Genomic DNA, 20,863 nt, shown 5'->3' on the forward strand with positions numbered 1-20,863 from the left:
CGACAGCTTTTTTTTTCCATTTAACAAGATTATGGATAAAGGCCCTTACCGAACATGTTAAACACTCTTGCTACGCCTTGAGTAAATATCATCGGCTCTGTCAATACTGTCAAACACAAACAGTCCTCCCCTTCCCGAGTGAAGGGGCTATGCCTGACTGATGCATCTTTGTACAAGTAATCACCGACCTCGTAATGTCCATCTTCATCACTAAAGCCGCCGTGGAGGACAAGTGTCGCTTCTATGCCTTTGTGAGTGTGTTGAGGTATCTTCACGTTCTCACTGATATACAATAAACTTACTCTCGCATCGCATGACAATTCTACAGAGGCGCTAAACACCTTTCCCCCGTAACTTTTCCATTCACTAATGTTGTCTTTAAATCGTGAAAGGGATAGAGGAAGCCGAAATTTTTTGCCATTTACCTCGATAGAGGTAGGTAATCTCGGTAATCGAAACGGTTCACTGTTTTGCTCTAGTGCAACAATATCGTCGAACATGGAGTCAAAATTTGGGATGTCGCTACAAACCGCACTCGACAGCTCATCCCCAAGTCGCTGCTCAGCTTGCAACGCGAGGCGGCGGCAATGAGGGCAACTCTCGATGTGGGTCGCAACAGAAAAAGCGGTAGCGTCATCTAATGTTCCACTCGCATACGCTTCAATTAACGATGGTAAGGGGTGATGGCTCATAACTTGTCTACCTCGATCGAATTTCTCAACTTCTCAACTGCGAGTCTCAACCTGGACTTCACCGTACCAAGAGGGATGTCAAACATTTCAGCGACTTGCTGATGAGGAAGTTCTTCTAAATACACCGCTTTCACTACTTTTTTCTGCGCCTCTGGCAAGATTTCGAGATACTTCACTATTTGCTGTTTGAGCATTTCAGTTTCAGGGGAATAATGTTCAACCATGTCAGGCGGGCAATAATCGTTGGGCCATATGTCATCAGAGTGAATATGCGCTTCTCGACCTTTTTGCTTTCTCAACGTGTCAAAGCACAAATTGCGCGCAATCGTATAGATCCATGTTGACAAAGAGCTTTTAGAACCGTCGAACAGAGCGCTTTTCTGCCATACCGTCGCCATCGCTTCCTGCACGATTTCCACCGCTACTTGCTCGTTCCCCATGTGCCGATAAGCAAATTGCTTCAACCGGGGAGAGAAATGAGAAAACACTAAGGCGAATGACGCTTTATCTTTAGACTTAATTTTGTCCATACAGGCTGCCCAATCAGCTTTCGAATAAGCTTGGGTATCTATGTCCACCATGTTATTGCCCTTTCCATTTACCCACGGAGTTATACGTCCTACAGATATTTTAGATCACTGAATTAATGTGTCGTCCAACGTTCGTCTCAAAAAATCGAGCGTTCCAGCACAATCCTTTTCCATCACCAGAGTATCGAATTGATGGTTGGTAAGCGGAAGGATCTCTAGCCAACGCTGGCTGACCCAACTCGCATCATCGAAAAACTTGTGTTCATAGAGGTCACCAATTTCAGGAAACTGCTCGTAAATACGCCCTAAATGTGTCACGACAGATTGCTCAGTCGTATCGATGTCTGTCTCGTTCCAATTTGGCATCGATTCAACCTTAGCTAAACGCAGCCCATCGTGCTCCGTTCTCACCCGCAGTATCTTGAATTTGGATATACCTGTCACAGAGATCCCCAGCAAACCGTCTTCGAGCAATTCAAAATCGGTGATTTTCGCCAAGGTTCCTATCTGGGACAACTCCTCTCCAGACGCCAACCCCTCCCTATCATACAAACAAATGCCGAATGTGCCATCAGACTTCATTGCCTGTGACACTAGCCTCTTGTATCTGGGTTCAAATATTCTAAGACGCATTTTGCCTTCAGGGAGAATAACCGAGCTCAAGGGAAACAACATTATTTCTGGCATAAGAGGTCTCTCCTGTTTTTTTAGTCACTTACGTGTAACAAGCAGAAACCGATCATTTTCGCTTCATATTGCCTACAATTCACCACATCTTGTGCGACTCAGAGCGAGAAAAAATTTGAATCTAGAGTCATAACAACCCCCAATAACAAATTTTCCAACGCGCCCGCCAGTAAACATACCCAGAACTATTACCGGTGATAATACAGAAATTAACTAGCGCACTTACCAACAAATAACATCGTGGTTGGACGAACAACTTCTCAGTGACACTGCTTTGAGTACAGCTAACCCATCACAATTATAGTGATGGTTTTATAAAATTTTAGAACGTTTTATCTCTTGGCAAATGCGCAATTAACTCGTAATCGTTACTATCCGCTCCAATTTGTGCACTCAGCTGTGGGTAACAAATTTAAATATTATTCTAAAACATAAACATAGAGAGCAATTAAAATGCGTAAGTCAGTGATGACTCTTATCGGAGTCGCTGTTTCAGTAGCAACACTACCTGCAAAAGCAGAGTATCTTTTCGGCTTCGGTAACATGTACCTCGACTATCAGGCATGGAACCATGGTTTCGGAAATGATAATGATAATTTTGGTAACGACATAGAAGATAGAAACCAAGCAGTATTGGGAATCGAAGGTGGTGCTGTCTTTGACTGGGGACAGGTTTATGGCTTCTACGATTATGAAGGTGTAGACCGTGCAGGTGATGACCGAGGAGCATCACTTAAAGGTACTATTCACTATAACCTTGCCGAGTCTGGAGCCTCTCTTTATGCACAAGTTTACAATACAGATGCGGATAAAAATGGATTTCATGAACAGAACCGCGTACTAGGCCTTGGGTATACAGCGCTTAAAGGCGACAATTGGGCATTCACTCCATTTTTAGGTTTTCACCAAATTAACCAGTCCAGCAACGGTTCAAGCAATTCAGGGAATAATGGTGGAATGTTTGGATATTCCGGCTTTTACAATACGACGATAGCCAACCAAAATATCACGTTTTCAACTTGGAATGAGCTTGAATTTGCCCGTAACGATAAATATTCTGATGCTCAGAGTAAGACGTTTGGCTCAACGGATAGCTCTGAGAGTTGGGGTCTTAATGGTAGTTTAAATGCGATGTGGCACGTCACAGAAGACTGGTCAACGGGTGTTCTATATCGTTACACGGTGAACAAACTTGCACGCAAAGACTATCAAGACCTAATCATATATCGAGTCCAATACAGCTTCTAACTGTGAACTTAAAAAATAATGGCTCCTCAGGAGCCATTATTGTTGATTTATCACATTCTGGCATTATGCTTTGCACAACGTTTATTTCATGACGAGTATGCTGTGAACATTGTTATTCTTGGTCCGGGTGCAATAGGTACACTTTGGGCTGTAAAACTAGCCCAAGCTGGCCATAACGTGTCTATGTGGTCGAGAAGCAACCATGATAAAATTCATTGCTCTTTGCAGGGACAATCAACATCACACACCTTTTGTAACCGAAGTGAATTAGGATTGAAGCATGCCGACTTAATCCTCGTCACCGTCAAGGCTTGGCAACTCTCTGGCGCCATTGAGCCACTGCTTTCAAAACTTCACTCTGATGTTATCGTTTTGGTAATGCACAATGGTATGGGCACACTCGACTACCTTGTCGACAATCTGCCAAATAATCCATTACTCTTTGCTACCACTTCTCACGGGGCAATGAAGCTTGATGGCAGTAACGTTAAACACACTGGCTGGGGAGAAACAAAACTCGGAGCATTAAACCAGAAAGGTCTGTCTTGTGAGTTTTTGACCGAGGTGCTCACCGATGCACTTGAGCCCGTTGAATGGCAACAGAATATCCATCACTCCTTACTACTGAAACTGGCCGTAAATTGCGCCATAAATCCATTAACCGCACTCAATGATATCAAGAACGGGCAGTTATCCTCCGAATTCTATTTCCCCTTGCTCGAGCAACTTATTGATGAAATTTGTCGTGTAATCAATGCTGAAGGACTGGTTATTACTCAAGAAGCATTAGCAAAAGTGGTCAACAAGGTCATCACTTCAACCGCAGATAACTACTCTTCCATGCACCAAGATATTGCCCACCAACGCAGAACAGAGATAGACTTTATAACAGGCTATCTGTTAACAAGAGCGAAATTTCATAATATTGCCGTGCCAATCAATGATTCTCTTTTCCAAAAAATAAAAAAAATCGAGGGCAAATAATGTCAAAAAAAGTACTCGTTCCGATTGCCTCAGGTACCGAGGAGATGGAAGCTATCACAGTCATAGACATGATGAGGCGTGCTGGATACGAAGTTGTTGTCGCAAGTGCGGATTTTGACGGTGCACTCTCTATGAAGGCTTCAAGAGGTGTGCTCCTCACGGCAGATTGTCAGTTAATCGATATTGCTGATGATGAATTTGATGCCATCATTCTTCCGGGTGGTATTGAGGGTTGTAAGGTATTCCAACACAGCATCATACTTGTTGAAATTGTTCGTCAACAGATGTTCGAGGGTAAACTCGTTGCAGCCATCTGTGCAGCACCTGCCCTTGTGCTTACACACCATAATTTATACCCCAATGCATTAATGACTTGTCACCCTAGTCTCTCCACACACATTGATCCAAAAAATTGGCGCGTAAAAAGAGTCACATTCGATATTAACCACAACTTATTGACCAGCCAAGGTCCGGGAACCGCTCTAGAGTTTGCTATGGAGATAATCATTCAACTCTCTGGGAAAAAGAAAGCTTGGGAAGTCGCTGAACCTATGGTGACAATTCCAACTCTTCAATATCACAAATTGGGGCAAGACTAATGCTTGATGCAAAGCTCATAGCGGACCAATTTCCCTCTCTTAAACAAGCAGTCAATGGCAGAAGACTAGTCTACCTTGACAATGCCGCGACGACTCAAAAACCTCAATGTGTGATAGACACAATTACTCGCTATTACACTTCACAAAATGCGAATGTTCACCGCGGCTCTCACAGCCTTACAGCATCTGCGACTCAGGCCTTTGAATCGGCTCGCGAAACGGTTAGAGATTACATTGGAGCTGACTCTACCAAGACTATTATCTGGACGCGAGGTGCGACAGAAGCCATTAATCTTGTCGCACAAACTTACGCAAGAAGTGCTCTCAAGCAAGGCGATGAGATCCTTGTTGGTGAAATGGAACATCACGCTAACATTGTGCCTTGGCAAATTGTTGCTCAACAAACGGGTGCCAAAGTCATTAAGATACCAATGCAAACGGATTGTTCACTCGATATGGCGGCATACCAAAAACTCCTAAATCCCAAGACCAAAATTGTAGCACTCGCCCATATAACCAATGTCACTGGAACACGGCAACCTATTGAACAGGCCATCGGTTTAGCTCATTTAGTAGGGGCGAAAGTACTGATTGATGGCGCTCAAGGGATTGTTCATGAGAGAATTGATGTCAGTATACTCAATGCTGATTTTTATGTTTTTTCTGGACATAAAATTTTTGCCCCGGCAGGCATTGGTGTCTTGTATGGAAAACAAACCTTACTTGAAGCTATGCCGCCTTACCACGGTGGTGGAAAAATGGTCGACAAGGTATCATTCGATGGCACCACATTTGACAAACTTCCCGGTAAATTTGAAGCTGGAACGCCCAATGTGGCCGGAGCGCTCGCTCTCGCTACAGCGATAAAGTGGTATGAGAGCCTCTCCATTGAGCTCATATCAACACATCTTCATGACCTAGTTACACAAACTTGCCGTGGACTAACCCAAATCGAAGGCGTCAGAATTATCGGCATCCAAGAAAGCGCTTCTTTGCTTTCTTTTGTTGTTGATGGCATCCACCATCAAGACATTGCAACGCTGCTAGATCAGCAAGGTATTGCAGTTCGAGCAGGAAATCATTGTGCTCACCCGCTTATGGAAGCCTTAGGTGTCAAAGGAACAATCAGAGTTTCATTTGCTGCTTATAACACCAAAGAAGATGTGGACCAATTTCTAGAAGCCGTCAGCAAGGCGATAGATCTGTTATGAGCCATAATCAGGAGGCGACCAGCCTCCTAATATCTAAATAACCCAATCAAAGTTCATCAAAGGCTTCAATAGCCTCAGAAAGCTTTTTCACACCGTGAATTTGCATACCAGCAATGCCTCCTTTTGGCATGTTTGCAGCAGGTACAATGGCTTTTTTAAAGCCGTGTTTAAAGGCTTCATTGAGACGCTCTTGCCCGCTCGGAACAGGACGAATTTCTCCCGCCAAACCGACCTCACCAAAAATAACAACATCCTTAGCTAAGGGGCGATCTCGAAAGCTAGAGAGCAGTGCCATCACCAAGGCTAAATCAGCACTTGTTTCTGTGACTTTGACCCCTCCTACAACATTGACAAAAACATCCTGATCAGCCATCTGCAAACCGCCATGCTTATGCAGTACCGCCAACAACAATGAAAGACGATTTTGTTCCAAACCAACCGCCACTCTACGAGGGTTAGCCAGCTGTGAGTAATCCACCAAGGCTTGTATCTCAACCAGCAACGGACGAGTACCTTCCCATACCACCATCACAGAGCTGCCGGATGTATCTTCTTCACCCCTCGACAAGAAAATGGCAGAGGGATTACTTACTTCCCTGAGCCCCTGTCCTGTCATTGCGAACACACCAAGTTCATTGACAGCACCGAAACGATTTTTATGACTTCGCAAAGTTCTAAAACGGTTATCGGTACCACCATCAAGTAATACCGAACAATCAATGATGTGCTCCAAGACTTTCGGCCCAGCCAAAGTACCGTCCTTTGTCACATGACCAACAATAAAGACTGAAACATTATTTTGCTTCGCATAGCGTGTCAGTGCTGTTGCCGCTTCTCGGACTTGAGCGACACTTCCGGGAGAGGATTGTACATCAGCAACATGCATAACTTGTATCGAATCGATAACCATGATCTTCGGTTGCTCTTTCTCAGCGATTTGACATATGCGGTCAACGCTCGTCTCAGAGAGCATTTTAAGGTTGTCTTTAGGCAATCCTAGGCGAGAAGCACGCATCGCGACTTGTTGTAAAGACTCTTCTCCTGTCACGTATAGAGTTGGCATATTTGCTGCCAAAAAGCACATCGTTTGGAGTAGTAATGTGGACTTACCCGCACCAGGGTTACCACCAATAAGTATCGCCGCACCGGGTACTATCCCACCACCTAAAACACGGTCTAACTCTCTAAAACCACTGGTAAATCGTGGTACTTCTTGGAGATCAATTTCAGATAGAGTTTGTACCTTAGCTTCTGAGTTATCCCCTGCATACCCTGATAAACGGTCATTACGAGCGACAGATGGTGATGCTGCTAAACGCACTTCACTAATGGTATTCCACGCACCACAGGCATTACATTGTCCTTGCCAACGAGGAAAATCCGCACCACAATCGTTACATACGTAAGCTCTTTTTGCTTTTGCCATGTTACCTCAAGTCTAATAAATCCGGATTTGTGACATAATCAACACCGTTTTGTGTTTATCTGGTGCTTCTACTTGATTCGCTACAACAGATCAATAATGATCTTTGTATTGAGTTCAATTCATCGAGCCAAGGGTACTTTATCAAAAAAATATGCAACAGCCAGAAATTCTCTCTCTCGCAGAACGATTAATTCCTGCATACAAGACTGCAGACTTTGAATTCCTGCTCGGTCAAATGACTGAGGGACAGGCAGCGTCAGTAAAAATACTCGTAAAGATGGAGCTAGGACGGATAATGACACCCTGTTCTAAACCGATTGACCTCAGGGGTAAAGTCAAAGGTGAATGTCGAGAGTACCAACTTAATGGCCTAACCCATTGGCTAGATGATGTTGCATTCAATGCTTACCACAAAAATACTCAAAAGTTCGGAGGCTATACAGAAGGTGTCTGGGACGCACTCTGTAATACACACAATAACTTCCGAGTTATGCAAAAAAGAAGTCAATCATCTGAAGGAAACGACCAATCAAGTTCTTACGGGGTTGAGGTTGAAGCCATAACTATTGGACATGACCTAAAGCGCAAAGAGAATCGTTTAAAGGTAGCAGCTCAGGTCGAGCTATTGCTTCCGAAAAATAAACTCGTACACGCTGTTATCGTTGATTTGTCCCCATCAGGGGCAAAATTCAAAGTTCCCTCTGCAATGAAATATCAGCCCAGCGATATTATCGCGGTAAAATTTACTGAGTTTAATAACACTCTCGAAATCGAGGGACTCAACAATTCCATCTCTTATCGTGTTGTCGCTATTGATGATTCCTACGAAAATGACGCCATCAAGTACCTGCGTGTCATAAATCTAGACTCGACCGAGGTTATCAAAGAGGTAATCGAACACGTTACCGAAGTTGAAGGCAAAAAAACACGCCAAGATAATAAAAATAAAATCATTAGCGCTCGTGTCCGTAGCTTTGAACATACTTTCTTAAAGCACACCTGTAGTTTACCCATCTTTTTCAGTGGTTCTTCCATGAAGCTGGTATTGACGACTGAAAACAATAAGAGAATTTGGCAGTATTGGACTGATGAACGAAACCAACAGGCTCTCAATAGTTTATTTCAACCCCAACGGGTCTCTCAGCTCATCGTGCCAGGTGCTTCTGAGACGAGTAATACCATTTATTCTTTTACCCATGAGCACCAAAGCAAACGACTGTTCTTTTCTATGATGGCTCCAGAGGCCTCGCAAGAACTGCGAAATCTTTTCTTTCATATTGGTGCAAGGAGAAGCAGTTGGCGAGTCTTTAAACTCACTGTGTTTGAGCTATCAAACGACGAACGTCAAGCCATTTCAGAGCACTCGCATGAATTAGAGTTAGATGCAGATACGCTTACTCACTGCGCTGTACTTCAAGAGATTGCCGATTCTGATTGTAGTGCAGACTACTTGTTAAGTGATAAGCCAAACTTAGCCAATAGCCAACTCAACCGCTTTAGGCATGATCGTAACCCCGAACAAGACCCGACATACTTCTATTTTGATTCCAAAGCATTGAGGAGAGAAACTCGATATTCCTTTCAGTCACCGTTAAGACTCTCCGAAACTGAAACGCTACATCATGAAGGAACCTTAGTAGATATATCGAATCATGGTGCAAATATTGTTCTCCAAACTCCTTGTAAGTTGAGAGCAGGATCATTGTGTACCATTAACTTTTCGGAACTCAATAACCTTGATAAGAAACTGTCTTTACAGAGCGTTTGCTATCAGATCATAAAAATCAGTCCTGGAGGACAAAAGATCCAGCTCGCCATTGTTGAAAACGAGCAAACAGAACCTGTGATAAACTTTTTTGAAACTTTAATAAAGCATAATAAAGAGAAGCTCAATGCGATCGAGGAATTTTTACCCAGTGATAACCTTATTGAAGGACTGCATCATATACTCATCTCTAAAATATCCAACTCCCCTATTTTCGTCGAAAAAAGAGGCAAAAGCCTTCGCCCGAGAATTATTGGAGTAAAAGCCCCCTTCAAGTCTTATGTGGAAGTTCTTGCACAACTTGGGGAAGAACAGAAATTTTCACTAGGCCCCATTTACAAAGGGAGAGCGAACTCACTGCTGGCTCAACCAATGAAGCCGGTGAGTAATCCAAACCCTCAGTTTAACGAGCTCTATATTACCATCGCAAGGTTTGGTAACCGTATTCAAAATGTGGAGTCCAAGCTTAGAGAGGATTTTTCAAATACAAAAGAGCGTGTAGAGTTCATCAAACATGCCCAAACAACTGGCGATGTCTATGTTATTCGTATTAATAGTCTTCCCGTCCTCGACCCAATAACCACTCTTACCAGAAAAAACATATCTGAGCTGGTGCAAATTAATTTATCCACTGCTCGGAATCTTGAAAAAGAAATCCAAAGTATCGTTGGTTTCGCTGAGCTTACCGATATCACCGAAGAAGTACTTTTACGCTTAGGGATCTCTCATCAATAACTATAAAAATCTTACCCATATGAGCACTTCATAGGTTAGAGTAAAGCAGCATAGATTAGCGAACTTACTTACAGGTTTTCTAATGAAGTGCCACGCCGGTAATGTAGATGTTTTGAAACATAAACTAAGCATCCAAAGGTCACTTAGATGCCAGTTTTCCATTAAGGTAAATTATGTGTGACTGAGACGATTTTTTTGAGCTAAACCCGCCGATAATATGCAAAGCACACCACCGAGCGTAGAATTCCTCAAAGCAGATTGAGCCGCTTTTTCTACCTTTGGCTTTGCATGATAAGCCACGCCAAGACCCGCATTATCCATCATCAGTAAATCATTAGCACCGTCTCCGACAGCGATAGTGTTGTGCAGCTCAATATCATAATGCTCGGCCAACTGATGTAAAATATCTGCTTTCGTTTGCGCACTAACAACCGAGCCAACAATGTTACCTGTCAATTTACCTTCGATTACTTCTAGATGATTTGAGATCGCATTATCCAGTTTCAGTTTTTTCTGTAGGTAATCGGAAAAATAAGTGAAGCCACCTGATGCAATCGCTGTTTTCCATCCATATGTCTTTAAGGTATTGATGAGTTCAATAAGATCTGGTGTGAACGTTAATTGATAGCGCACCTCTTCTAATATCGCTTCATCTGCCCCTTTTAAGAGAGCGACTCGTGAACGCAAGCTCTGCTCAAAATCTAGCTCCCCTTGCATTGCTCTTTCGGTAATCTGCTCGACCTCTTCCCCAACCCCGGCAAGCTTGGCTACTTCGTCGATACATTCAATCGTTATCGCAGTTGAGTCCATATCAAGCACAATCAAACCTGGCTTAGTCAGATCTGGGAGCTCAGAGAGCCTTGCGTAATCGAGTTTAAGTGCTTGTAATATCTCTTCATGTTGCTCAGTTATCTCACCATTCATCAAGGCAACTTCGTATTGGCCAACTTTCCATACATCAAGAATTTTATGTTTGATACCGGTAAAAAAGTTGATGTCGTCAAATAAATCTGGTGTCAGTCGTTGAGAAAAAACCACCCAGCCCGCTTTTTTTCGCTCCAAAGGATGAGTTGAAATGACTTGCGGAAAACGACGAGTAAGCGATGGACGCCTTCTGATCAATAATCTATTTTTCTTGTCCATATTTTTATTCCTTTAAACCTCTCTCGAAGTTAACTTGTTGCAATTTAGATAAGCAAGTCTCAATATAAATAGAGAATAACTGAGTTCTATTTCGGGAGAAAGATGAACACGTCTCTATTTTCTTTTCGCACTGTCATAAAAGGGATCGTTGCCTTGTCCCTAGTTGGCGTCGCCATTACTATCGCGATAAACAGTGTAAAAATTACTCAAGGTAATGAACAAATACAAGTTAATCAGCTTGAAACACTGACCAATATGCTGATTTCACAAGCCTCCTTATCTGCGGGCGACATGATTGTCAATCAGGATCAAGAACGTTTACTGAAACTTACCAACCAACTTGCGCAAGACGACCTAGTAACCGATGCGACTATTTATGATGTTGAAGGTGTCAAGCTAGCAGCCAGTGATACAGCGGTATCTGTGCGCGAAATATTAGGTTTAGATGCACCATTACAAACGGCAAGAATCGGTAAACAACAATTGGTTGAGCCCGTTTTCCATGATGGGAGCGTGATCGGTTTTATCAGAGTGACGTTTGAAACCGGTAAGTTAACTGCATTTTCAGATCACTATTATCGTAAAAGCGATCGCTACATGTATACCATGATTGCACTGAGCTTTTTAGCTGGCGGCCTAATTGCTTTAATGTTTCGCCGCCACCAATATCAAACAAAAGGCGAAAATTTACTACTAAAAAAACTAGAAGAGTAGTGCCACTTAAACCCCAAAATGTATAACTAGCACGCAGAACAAGTGACATTCAGACTTGCTACTTGTTCTGCTTTAAAACATTAGATTAATTATCAGCTGTGCGAATAGTTTGATAAACATTTGGGGTTTCTTGGTATCCACCACCAATCTCAATCGCAGATTTCAAGCGACGTGCTGCTTCTTGCCATTGGTCCTCACTACGAGCGTGAATAACGGCCAGTGGTTTATCTAAAGAAGCCTTTTCACCTAGACGAATGAATCTTTCAAACCCTACCAAATGGTCAATGCGGTCACAAGCAACCTTACGTCCCCCGCCCATTTCAACCACTGCTAATCCAATCTCTCGGGTGTTCATAGCAGAAACGATACCAGATGATTCAGAATAAACAGGGCGAATGTACTCTGCACGGCCTAAGTAATCTTGGTAATGTTCGACAAAATCAACCGGACCTCCCAGACCTGAAACCATGTTACTAAAGCAACTTAAGGCACGTCCATTGTCCAGAACTCCCATCAAGTGCTCTTTAGCTTGTTCTGTGTTATCGGCTAATTTGGCCAGAACTAGCATTTCAGCTCCCAAAGCGAGGGTAATCTCCAATAAACGAGGGTTACGATACTCCCCATTCAAAAAACGAACGGCCTCACAAACTTCCAGTGCATTACCAGCCGATGATGCTAGGACTTGGCTCATATCAGTCAAAACAGCACTGGTTCTAGTTCCTGCTCCATTAGCAACAGAAGTGATTGACTGAGCTAGCTCTTCTGACATTTTGTAGGTGGGCATAAAAGCACCAGAGCCCACTTTGACATCCATAACAAGAACATCCAATCCAGCAGCCAGTTTTTTGGACAAAATAGAGGCGGTGATCAGTGAAATATTATCGACCGTCGCGGTAATATCTCGGGTCGCATATAGACGCTGATCAGCTGGCGCTAAATCACCAGTTTGGCCAATAATAGCAACGCCTGCCTCTTTTGTAACAGTTTTAAAAATCGAGTGGTTTGGCTTGATATTATAGCCAGGTATAGACTCTAACTTATCTAGAGTACCGCCAGTATGACCCAAGCCTCGCCCCGAAATCATAGGAACAAAGCCACCGCATGCTGCTATCATAGGACCGAGCATTAAAGAGGTCACATCCCCAACCCCACCCGTCGAATGTTTATCTACAATAGGACCATCATAGCCCTGATCGTTCCAATTTAAGACCATTCCTGAATCACGCATTGCACAGGTTAGAGCGATCCGTTCAGACATGCTCATTTCCTGAAAGCAAATGGCCATAGCAAAAGCTGCCATCTGTCCTTCAGATACCGTTTCATTGGCAATAGAAGAAACAAAAAAATCTATTTCTTCACTTGTAAGAGTTTTACCATCTCGCTTCTTGCGGATGATCTCTTGAGGTAAATACATTTAGAACACCTTCCATCGTTCATTAAATATGCAGTTTTTTAAAAGTAAAAAGGCCAATCACTTGGCCTCTATCTCGAACAGATCTCTTTTAATAACTTTCTGTATTAACGACTTTATCTGTAACTTCTAATGTATTTAACAAGTTAGTAAGTAAACTCGATGCACCAAATCGATAGTGGCGAGCATCAATCCAATCAGGACCTAAAATTTCCTCTGCCATTGCAAGGTAGATCTTGGCATCTTCGGCCGTTTTTACCCCACCAGCAGGTTTGAATCCAACATGCTCGGAAGCTCCCATATCTCTGATAACTTCAAGCATCATTCGGGCATAATCTGGAGTTGCATTAATCGCAACCTTACCTGTCGATGTTTTGATAAAATCCGCTCCGGCATTAATAGCAATTTGAGACGCTTTCTTAATTATTGCCTCTTGCTTTAACTCACCTACTTCAATGATCACTTTTAGTAAAACATCACCACATACTGCTTTACATTGCTGAACTAGATCAAAGCCTGTTTTTTCATCTCCACTCAGTAAAGCTCTGTATGGAAAAACAACATCAACTTCATCCGCACCGTAGGCTACAGCTGCTCTAGTCTCTGAGACGGCAATATCTATATCACTATTTCCGTGGGGAAAATTAGTGACGGTTGCAATACGGATTTCTGGGGTACCTTGTGCCAATAGTGTTTTTCTCGCGATGGGAATAAAGCGGGGATAAATACAGATTGCAGCCGTACTCCCGACAGCTGATTTCGCATCGTGACACAAAGCAATGACTTTCTCCTCTGTGTCATCATCATTTAGTGTTGTTAGATCCATTAACTTCATTGCACGAAGTGCAATTACCTTTAAATCGTTCATTTCTATCTCCGATCAATATTCAAAAACTCATGCAGCTGCAATCGCGCTAAACTGCTTTCATTTATGAACGGACTTTGTTCCCTGAAGACTCGGTATACGATTGTCTATACCGATCGCTATCCATATCGCCGAACAGTACCAAAATGGTATTAGGCTGAGTAATCCTTGATAACTGTATTTTATCAACTGGCTTCTACCTAGCGACATACCAGCAGAGCGGTTTCGCTTGTACTGGAATATGCTGCGACATTTTATAGCACAAGAGCTTTATCCTATGCAGAGACTTATAAGGCGCAAACGATTTGTATCTCAAAAGTCAACGATGGCAAGTGAACGACTGAAATGCCTCTATGTACCTTCCGATTAAATGCACAATATCTTCGTTCTTACTGCAATAAAAAAACCGCAGCAATAGCTGCGGTTTTCGCTCAATATCAGCTCCAAAATAGGGCTATTTAAAATGACAAGAACAGACCTGCGATCGTTGCTGCCATTAGGTTGGAAAGCGTACCTGCACAGACAGCTTTCACACCCATACGTGCGATATCACTACGACGGTTAGGAGCAAGGCTTCCAAGACCACCAAGAAGAATGGCAATCGATGATAAGTTTGCAAAACCACACAGTGCGAACGAAATAATCGCTTTGGTCTTCTCAGACAAAATGACTTCTGCACCGTCCGCTAAGTAAGGAACAAAAGCAGAGTAAGCAACAAATTCATTGGCAACGATCTTTTGGCCAATAAATGAACCAGCCAATGTTGCTTCTTCCCAAGGAACCCCGATCAAGAAAGCGATAGGAGCAAATACGTAACCAAGAATCAGTTCAAGAGTAAGCTCAGGCATATTAAACCATCCGCCTACACCACCCAAGATACCGTTAATAAGAGCGATCAAGCCGATAAAGGCCAACAGCATTGCTCCGACATTTAAGGCAAGCTGTAGACCAACCGCAGCACCACCAGCAGCAGCATCAATTACGTTCGCTGGTTTGTCATCACCGCCATCAATATCAGAGTTGAAATCTTCATTTGGCTTTTCTGTTTCTGGCATGATGATTTTCGCGAACAATAGACCACCAGGTGCAGCCATAAACGATGCTGCCACCAAGTACTCCATTTTAACGCCCATACCTGCAAATGCTGCAAGTACACCACCGGCGATAGAAGCAAGACCACCACACATCACAGCAAAAAGCTCTGATTGGGTCATTTTAGGAACAAATGGGCGAACAACCAAAGGTGCCTCAGTTTGACCAACGAAAATATTCGCAGCTGCTGACATAGACTCTGCACGAGAAGTACCGAGTGCCTTTTGCAGGGCTCCACCTAAAAGTTTGATCACCCACTGCATTACCCCGATGTAATAAAGTACTGAGATAAAGGCAGAGAAGAAAATCAACGTAGGTAATACGCGGAATGCGAAAACAAAACCGCCCCCGCCGAACAGTTCGAACATTTTACCTGAGACTAAACCACCAAAGACAAACTCAGTGCCTTTGAAACCATAGTTGATAACATCCGCAACACCTTCTGAAAAACTTTTCAGAAGCTCCTGTCCCCAAGGTACATATAAAATAAATGCACCGAGTAAAAATTGGATAGCAAAAGCGCCACCCACGGTTCTAAAATTGATAGCTTTGCGGTTATTTGACAGTAGTAATGCAATTCCTAGCAATACTGCCATACCGATTAGGCTCATAAACAGGCTCATAGTTTATGACTTCCTTATAAAGTTGTTTATTGGCGTGTAACAAAATGAAGCTAAAAAGCGGGGGCAATTATACTCATCAGGGCTGGAATAAAGTAATGGTGCTCTCACAGTTTCTAATAAGATTCATCATGTGTGCATTCACTTGTGTGACACAGATCACCATAAAATGTGTAATGTAAAGGCTTAGGTAATAAAAGAGGGGTTAATTATTCATCAATATTGAGTACTGAAAGGCTGTTATTCCACACAGTATTAGCAATCAATTGCTCATCGTTTCCATTTAATTCTGAAAGGCAGCTTAAAATCAAAGGAAGATATTTAGGATGATTAGCCAAACCTTGATGGCCTTTAATGGGCATATCTGGTGCGTCTGTTTCCAGAACAATGCAATCAAGATCTAGCTGAGAGACGGCCTTGCGGGTCTTATTGGCTCTTGGATAAGTGATTACCCCACCAACACCAATATAAAAGCCGAGCTCGACAAACTGCATTGCTTGTTGATAGCTGCCAGAAAAAGCATGCAGTATACCTCCACCAGTAAATTTATGTCGCTTAAGTAATTGCAGCAATCGATTTTGTGTTCTGTGTCCATGGAGGATCAAAGGTAGTTTATGATTTTTCGCCAATTCAAGTTGACCGATAAACATCGTTTCTTGCTGCCATTCAGGAATATCTATCTTACCATCAAGACCACATTCACCGACAGCGACACAACGCCGAACACTAAGATCCAATAGCTCATCAAGCTGCTTTAATTGATCAGTGTGAGTCTCTGCTAAAAAGCAAGGATGAAAGCCCAGCGCAGAATAAATGGCCGGAAAATCGTCAGCTAATTGGCGCACTCTCACCCAGTTCGAGGGCCCGACAGAGGGGACAAGAAACCTCTCCACCTGTGCGAGACATGCCTCGCTCAGATGCGCGTTGAAGTTTCTTTTATATACATCGAAATCAAAATGGCAGTGAGTATCGAAAAGGCGCATCAATCATCTCCTCAATATCACCGTCACTGAACATTATTTTTGTTCTTCACGTTTGAAAACAAATTCTGATGATGTCGACTCTTCCGGAGCAAAGTAGTAACCTGCCACGTCAAATTTTTTCAGTTGCGCAGCATCAGAAATTCGATTTTTTATGATATAACGAGCCATCATTCCTCTCGCTTTTTTAGCAAAAAAGCTAATGACTTTATACTGACCATTTTTGCAATCTTTAAAGATAGGCGTGATAACATTAGCAGTAAGATTTTTCGTTTTGACGGCTTTAAAGTATTCATTCGAAGCCAAATTAACTAAAGTACTCTCCCCTTGCTGAGCAATGGTATCATTAAGACTCTCTGTAATCGTATTGCCCCAAAAATGATATAGGTTGCTTCCTTTATCGTTAGCCAACTTTGTTCCCATTTCTAGTCGATAAGGCTGCATAAGATCAAGCGGTCGCAACACTCCATATAGACCAGACAGCATCCTCAGGTGGTTTTGAGCATAGTCGAAGTCTTGTTCATCAAATGATTGTGCGTCTAAACCTGTATAAACGTCACCTTTAAACGCTAAAATAGCTTGCCGTGAATTATCCTTGGAAAAAGTTTCACTCCACTCTTGAAAACGCCCCACATTCAAATCAGCAATTTTGTCACTCACTTTCATAAGACTTGCTATATCCGCAGGAGACAGCTTGCGACAAACCTCAATAAGCTGCTTCGAATACTCTGTTAACTCAGGCTGAGTCGATTTCTCGATAGCTAATGGGGATTCATAATCCAACGTTTTTGCTGGGGAGACGACGATTAACATGGTTTGGCTCTACCTATTTTGTTGACCTATCTCTTAGAGTACAAAAAAAGCCATGCAAAGTCTGCATGGCTTAACGATTAGTTTGATAGGGAAAATAGATTAATTGTTCTTTTTATCCCAAATTCCATCTTCAAGCTGTGATTGTAATTCAGGGAAGTCATTAGCGTCAAAAGTAGGTAGCTTACCCTGCTTGAGCTGTCGATTATAATCTTTAGCAAGCTTGATGACGGTACCTGATAACAGCAATATAGCAACCAAGTTAACGATAGCCATTAAGCCCATTGAAACATCAGCAAGAGCCCACACGATAGGAAGCGATGCTACCGCACCAAACATAACCATACCCAAAACAATAATACGGAAAAGTCCGAGCCCTGCTTTGTGATTATGCTCTAGGAAAATCAAGTTTGTTTCAGCGTACGAGTAGTTTGCAATAATGGAAGTAAAAGCAAAAAAGAAAATCGCAACAGCAACAAAAATACCACCCCAGTCACCGACTTGTGAGCTCAATGCGGTTTGTGTCAATTCAATGCCAGTTACTTCTCCATGAGGAACATATTCACCCGACATCAAAATGATAGCAACCGTAGCTGAACAAATTACGATAGTATCCATAAACACCCCGAGCATCTGCACATAACCTTGAGATGCTGGGTGAGGTGGATATGGAGTAGCAGAAGCCGCCGCATTGGGTGCAGAACCCATACCAGCTTCATTGGAGAACAAACCACGTTTAATACCATTGATCATAGCTTGTGCAATTGCGTAACCCAAACCACCCGCAGCAGCCTCTTGAAGACCAAATGCACTTTTCACAATAAGAGCGAGGATTGCAGGAAGCTTCTCAATATTGGCAAACATAACAAACAGCGCTAATACCAGATAGGCAAGTGCCATGATAGGAACGATAAACTCAGCAACACGTGCAATACGTTTTATCCCACCAAAAATGACCACCGCCGATAATAGAACAACTGCAATTCCAACGTAGGTTTCTTGCCATCCAAATGCATTGTGCATTGCATTTGCAATAGAGTTTGCCTGTACAGCATTAAAAACAAGACCGAATGCGATAATAAGGAAAATAGAGAAGAGAATTCCCATCCAACGCATGCCCAAGCCCTTCTCCATGTAATAAGCAGGGCCTCCACGATAGTTTCCATCATGGTCTTTTGTTTTATAAAGCTGAGCTAGTGTGCTTTCGGCAAATGAAGTCGCCATACCCAACATAGCAATGAGCCACATCCAGAAAATAGCACCTGGGCCTCCAGCGGTTAGAGCAACAGCCACACCGGCCATATTACCAGTACCGACTCGTGCCGCTAAACTTGTACATAACGCTTGGAAAGAGGAAATGCCTGCTTTGTCTGCTTTCCGGCTATTTTTAAGCACAGAAAACATATGACCAAAATGGCGAAACTGTATGAAACCCAAACGAAACGTGAAGTAGATTCCCACACCGACCAGTAAATAGACTAGAACCGATCCCCAAAGTAGATCATTCATAAAGCTGATCAAATCTGGTATACCGTTCATAAAACTTATCAAATCTGTCATAACATCCTCATAAGTGAGTTTTCGCCGACCAATGCATCCTCGCCATCCATCTCACTGCTTTACTAAGTGTCAAGGTAGCTTAGTATTGATATAGTTTTTTTTAGCAGTGTAGACCTGTAAAACTCGCTTCATGCTTCCATTTTACGTATCAGCGTACTTTTTGACGGGCGGATAATGCAGCGAAGTGACACAAAAATCAATATGCAACTCGAATAATATCATTATTACTTTTCACTATAATTTTGCCATGATTTAACGAGCAGCAATACAAAGTGGCACAGATTTATTCACAAACATAACAAAAATCTGCAACATTAGAGCTTTTAGGGAACATTATTATCTCCAGCTAATTGGTAGTGAATCATGCCTTGTAGCATAAGGCATCAAGCCATAAAAAATTAATCATTACCTATACGGTATACCTAGATGATAATCCAAAACTGATTCTCTTTATTTTTTCATCAAAAGCGTTAACCTTTAACACAAACTTGTAACAATATTTTATTGAATTTGAGATGTAAAACGAGATTAGAAACTACAAAAAAAACCATCTTTGCTTTTTTTTTGTGAATTCATTGCAAAGTATTGAGAAAAAATTCATTGAAACGCAACAAATGAGAAACAAATCAAAGTTAGCCTTCTTTGAGATGTGATATTTAAATCATGAACACGGGAAAATAGACGAGGTTGCTCATGGAAGGCATAAACTTTGACGAACTATTGGAACAGGACTTCCCAAGAGGAAAGGTAAATCGTTCAAAACCAGTTAAACGCAAATGGCGCGAAATAGAGGCCATAAAAGACCGTCAGCGCCTACAGAGGGAATTGAAGGAAATGGACATAGGCTTTGATGATCTCGATGACATGGAGTTTTAACAAGAGGCGCTTGCGCCTCATCAACATAATCGATCATTTTATAACTGCCCCAATCTCCAATCTATCGGAGAGGCTTGTTTGTTTGCGAGTATAGCGTTGACTTTAGAAAAGTGCCTGCATCCAAAAAAGCCTCGATGGGCAGACAAAGGAGAGGGGTGTGGGCCGCTAAGAACTTGATGTTTATTTCTATTGATAAAGCGCCCTTTCTTTTGCGCATGAGATCCCCAAAGCACAAAGATGGTCCCAGTATGATATTGATCTATTGCTTCGATAACTCTATCGGTAAATATCTCCCAGCCCGACTTAGCATGAGAATGTGCTTTACCTTGCTCCACAGTTAAAACCGTATTAAGCATCAAGACTCCTTGCTCTGCCCAGCTCTGTAGGTAGCCATGATTCGGTATTTCAAACCCATCTATATCGCTCGCAAGTTCTTTGTATATGTTGACTAACGACGGAGGTGGTTTGATTCCTGGTTTTACAGAGAAACACAAACCATGGGCTTGATTTGGGCCGTGATAAGGGTCTTGACCAAGCATCACAACTTTAATATCACTGAACTTTGTGGCTTTGAAGGCATTGAAGACATCTTTTTTCGGAGGAAAAACCACCTTTCCAGACGATCTCTCTGCCTCCACGAAAGACATCATCTCTTTGAAATATCCTTTCTGCTTTTCTTCACCAATAACATCTTGCCAAGTCAGCACAGAATTCATAATTTGATGTTCCTTACCATTTAGACATCTGATTGTCGCAAATTAATAGTAAGGAACAAAGTATTTAATTTTTTTGTGGAGTACGAAAACGTCCTTGACCTGAGATATGTCGATTCGGCCTTGGCAAGTGCATTCGTTGACGTAATGTACAGTATCGATAAAACGGCATGTTTTTTCCTCCTACTACTATTCGCACTAT

19 protein-coding genes are annotated in these 20,863 nt (G+C 42.4%); 7 read left to right on the forward strand and 12 right to left on the reverse strand.

The features are described 5' to 3' along the window. Positions 1-29: 29 nt before the first annotated feature. Genes RH40_RS15450 through RH40_RS15460 form a run of 3 tightly spaced genes read right to left on the reverse strand, consistent with a single transcriptional unit; the run spans position 30 to position 1,909 of the window. The gene (locus RH40_RS15450; protein WP_009602559.1) at positions 30-692 is read right to left on the reverse strand and encodes a ChrR family anti-sigma-E factor; all 663 of its coding nucleotides are present in this window, start codon (positions 690-692) and stop codon (positions 30-32) included. Then, positions 689-1,273, reverse strand: coding sequence for a sigma-70 family RNA polymerase sigma factor (locus RH40_RS15455; RefSeq protein WP_009602560.1), 585 nt, complete (start codon positions 1,271-1,273; stop codon positions 689-691). The genes RH40_RS15450 and RH40_RS15455 overlap by 4 nt, the downstream gene beginning before the upstream one ends. Positions 1,274-1,327: 54 nt before the next feature. Continuing rightward, on the reverse strand, positions 1,328-1,909 hold the full coding sequence (locus tag RH40_RS15460) for an LON peptidase substrate-binding domain-containing protein (RefSeq protein ID WP_009602561.1): 582 nt from the start codon (positions 1,907-1,909) through the stop codon (positions 1,328-1,330). A gap of 453 nt (positions 1,910-2,362) precedes the next feature. Here RH40_RS15460 and RH40_RS15465 point away from each other — a divergent pair, with 453 nt between their 5' ends. The 4 genes from RH40_RS15465 to RH40_RS15480 all read left to right on the forward strand — a co-directional run bounded on the left by RH40_RS15465 (position 2,363) and on the right by RH40_RS15480 (position 5,951). Further along, positions 2,363-3,157, forward strand: coding sequence for an outer membrane protein OmpK (locus RH40_RS15465; RefSeq protein ID WP_009602562.1), 795 nt, complete (start codon positions 2,363-2,365; stop codon positions 3,155-3,157). Positions 3,158-3,259: 102 nt separating this feature from the next. After that, on the forward strand, positions 3,260-4,141 hold the full coding sequence (gene panE, locus RH40_RS15470) for a 2-dehydropantoate 2-reductase (RefSeq protein ID WP_039954831.1): 882 nt from the start codon (positions 3,260-3,262) through the stop codon (positions 4,139-4,141). Continuing rightward, positions 4,141-4,740, forward strand: coding sequence for a DJ-1 family glyoxalase III (locus tag RH40_RS15475; protein ID WP_009602564.1), 600 nt, complete (start codon positions 4,141-4,143; stop codon positions 4,738-4,740). The genes panE and RH40_RS15475 overlap by 1 nt, the downstream gene beginning before the upstream one ends. After that, positions 4,740-5,951, forward strand: coding sequence for an aminotransferase class V-fold PLP-dependent enzyme (locus tag RH40_RS15480; RefSeq protein WP_009602565.1), 1,212 nt, complete (start codon positions 4,740-4,742; stop codon positions 5,949-5,951). Before RH40_RS15475 ends, RH40_RS15480 begins: the two co-directional genes overlap by 1 nt. Positions 5,952-5,997: 46 nt before the next feature. Here RH40_RS15480 and radA read toward each other — a convergent pair whose 3' ends face one another. Continuing rightward, a complete protein-coding gene (gene radA / locus RH40_RS15485) occupies positions 5,998-7,377 on the reverse strand; it encodes a DNA repair protein RadA (RefSeq protein WP_009602566.1) in 1,380 nt (459 codons plus the stop codon). Between the two features lie 151 nt (positions 7,378-7,528). Here radA and RH40_RS15490 point away from each other — a divergent pair, with 151 nt between their 5' ends. Further along, complete coding sequence (locus RH40_RS15490) at positions 7,529-9,877, forward strand: PilZ domain-containing protein (RefSeq protein ID WP_009602567.1); 2,349 nt, start codon at positions 7,529-7,531, stop codon at positions 9,875-9,877. A 171-nt stretch (positions 9,878-10,048) separates the two neighbouring features. On the opposite strand, the gene serB is transcribed toward RH40_RS15490, so the two are convergent. Beyond that, the gene (gene serB, locus RH40_RS15495) at positions 10,049-11,020 is read right to left on the reverse strand and encodes a phosphoserine phosphatase (RefSeq protein WP_009602568.1); all 972 of its coding nucleotides are present in this window, start codon (positions 11,018-11,020) and stop codon (positions 10,049-10,051) included. Positions 11,021-11,122: 102 nt separating this feature from the next. Here serB and RH40_RS15500 point away from each other — a divergent pair, with 102 nt between their 5' ends. Next, the gene (locus RH40_RS15500) at positions 11,123-11,734 is read left to right on the forward strand and encodes a YtjB family periplasmic protein (RefSeq protein ID WP_009602569.1); all 612 of its coding nucleotides are present in this window, start codon (positions 11,123-11,125) and stop codon (positions 11,732-11,734) included. A gap of 85 nt (positions 11,735-11,819) precedes the next feature. Here the strand turns inward: RH40_RS15500 and deoA are convergent, their stop codons facing one another. The 6 genes from deoA to RH40_RS15530 all read right to left on the reverse strand — a co-directional run bounded on the left by deoA (position 11,820) and on the right by RH40_RS15530 (position 19,042). Next, a complete protein-coding gene (gene deoA, locus RH40_RS15505; protein ID WP_009602570.1) occupies positions 11,820-13,148 on the reverse strand; it encodes a thymidine phosphorylase in 1,329 nt (442 codons plus the stop codon). Between the two features lie 88 nt (positions 13,149-13,236). After that, complete coding sequence (gene deoC, locus RH40_RS15510; protein ID WP_009602571.1) at positions 13,237-14,013, reverse strand: deoxyribose-phosphate aldolase; 777 nt, start codon at positions 14,011-14,013, stop codon at positions 13,237-13,239. 455 nt (positions 14,014-14,468) lie between these two features. Further along, positions 14,469-15,725, reverse strand: a complete 1,257-nt coding sequence (locus RH40_RS15515; protein ID WP_009602572.1) for a NupC/NupG family nucleoside CNT transporter — start codon at positions 15,723-15,725, stop codon at positions 14,469-14,471. Positions 15,726-15,931: 206 nt separating this feature from the next. After that, positions 15,932-16,705, reverse strand: a complete 774-nt coding sequence (locus RH40_RS15520) for a TatD family hydrolase (protein WP_009602573.1) — start codon at positions 16,703-16,705, stop codon at positions 15,932-15,934. Between the two features lie 33 nt (positions 16,706-16,738). Next, a complete protein-coding gene (yaaA, locus tag RH40_RS15525; RefSeq protein ID WP_009602574.1) occupies positions 16,739-17,515 on the reverse strand; it encodes a peroxide stress protein YaaA in 777 nt (258 codons plus the stop codon). A gap of 99 nt (positions 17,516-17,614) precedes the next feature. Continuing rightward, positions 17,615-19,042: an alanine/glycine:cation symporter family protein gene (locus RH40_RS15530; RefSeq protein ID WP_039954833.1), complete on the reverse strand. Its 1,428-nt coding sequence runs from the start codon at positions 19,040-19,042 to the stop codon at positions 17,615-17,617. Between the two features lie 723 nt (positions 19,043-19,765). On the opposite strand from RH40_RS15530, the gene RH40_RS15535 reads away from it, so the two are divergent. Beyond that, positions 19,766-19,948, forward strand: coding sequence for a DUF3545 family protein (locus RH40_RS15535; RefSeq protein WP_009602576.1), 183 nt, complete (start codon positions 19,766-19,768; stop codon positions 19,946-19,948). Between the two features lie 38 nt (positions 19,949-19,986). Here the strand turns inward: RH40_RS15535 and ung are convergent, their stop codons facing one another. Continuing rightward, the gene (gene ung / locus RH40_RS15540; RefSeq protein WP_009602577.1) at positions 19,987-20,664 is read right to left on the reverse strand and encodes a uracil-DNA glycosylase; all 678 of its coding nucleotides are present in this window, start codon (positions 20,662-20,664) and stop codon (positions 19,987-19,989) included. Between the last annotated feature and the right edge of the window lie 199 nt (positions 20,665-20,863).

This window comes from Vibrio caribbeanicus ATCC BAA-2122 (assembly GCF_000165125.1).
GTDB classification, from domain to species: domain Bacteria; phylum Pseudomonadota; class Gammaproteobacteria; order Enterobacterales; family Vibrionaceae; genus Vibrio; species Vibrio caribbeanicus.

Bases quoted from the DNA above. Each gene is read 5' to 3' on its own strand.
- RH40_RS15450 (WP_009602559.1), bottom strand. From the start codon at position 692: ATGAGCCATCACCCCTTACCATCGTTAATTGAAGCGTATGCGAGTGGA.
- RH40_RS15455 (WP_009602560.1), bottom strand. From the start codon at position 1,273: ATGGTGGACATAGATACCCAAGCTTATTCGAAAGCTGATTGGGCAGCC.
- RH40_RS15460 (WP_009602561.1), bottom strand. From the start codon at position 1,909: ATGCCAGAAATAATGTTGTTTCCCTTGAGCTCGGTTATTCTCCCTGAA.
- RH40_RS15465 (WP_009602562.1), top strand. From the start codon at position 2,363: ATGCGTAAGTCAGTGATGACTCTTATCGGAGTCGCTGTTTCAGTAGCA.
- RH40_RS15475 (WP_009602564.1), top strand. From the start codon at position 4,141: ATGTCAAAAAAAGTACTCGTTCCGATTGCCTCAGGTACCGAGGAGATG.
- RH40_RS15480 (WP_009602565.1), top strand. From the start codon at position 4,740: ATGCTTGATGCAAAGCTCATAGCGGACCAATTTCCCTCTCTTAAACAA.
- radA (WP_009602566.1), bottom strand. From the start codon at position 7,377: ATGGCAAAAGCAAAAAGAGCTTACGTATGTAACGATTGTGGTGCGGAT.
- RH40_RS15490 (WP_009602567.1), top strand. From the start codon at position 7,529: ATGCAACAGCCAGAAATTCTCTCTCTCGCAGAACGATTAATTCCTGCA.
- serB (WP_009602568.1), bottom strand. From the start codon at position 11,020: ATGGACAAGAAAAATAGATTATTGATCAGAAGGCGTCCATCGCTTACT.
- RH40_RS15500 (WP_009602569.1), top strand. From the start codon at position 11,123: ATGAACACGTCTCTATTTTCTTTTCGCACTGTCATAAAAGGGATCGTT.
- deoA (WP_009602570.1), bottom strand. From the start codon at position 13,148: ATGTATTTACCTCAAGAGATCATCCGCAAGAAGCGAGATGGTAAAACT.
- deoC (WP_009602571.1), bottom strand. From the start codon at position 14,013: ATGAACGATTTAAAGGTAATTGCACTTCGTGCAATGAAGTTAATGGAT.
- RH40_RS15515 (WP_009602572.1), bottom strand. From the start codon at position 15,725: ATGAGCCTGTTTATGAGCCTAATCGGTATGGCAGTATTGCTAGGAATT.
- RH40_RS15520 (WP_009602573.1), bottom strand. From the start codon at position 16,705: ATGCGCCTTTTCGATACTCACTGCCATTTTGATTTCGATGTATATAAA.
- yaaA (WP_009602574.1), bottom strand. From the start codon at position 17,515: ATGTTAATCGTCGTCTCCCCAGCAAAAACGTTGGATTATGAATCCCCA.
- RH40_RS15535 (WP_009602576.1), top strand. From the start codon at position 19,766: ATGGAAGGCATAAACTTTGACGAACTATTGGAACAGGACTTCCCAAGA.
- ung (WP_009602577.1), bottom strand. From the start codon at position 20,664: ATGAATTCTGTGCTGACTTGGCAAGATGTTATTGGTGAAGAAAAGCAG.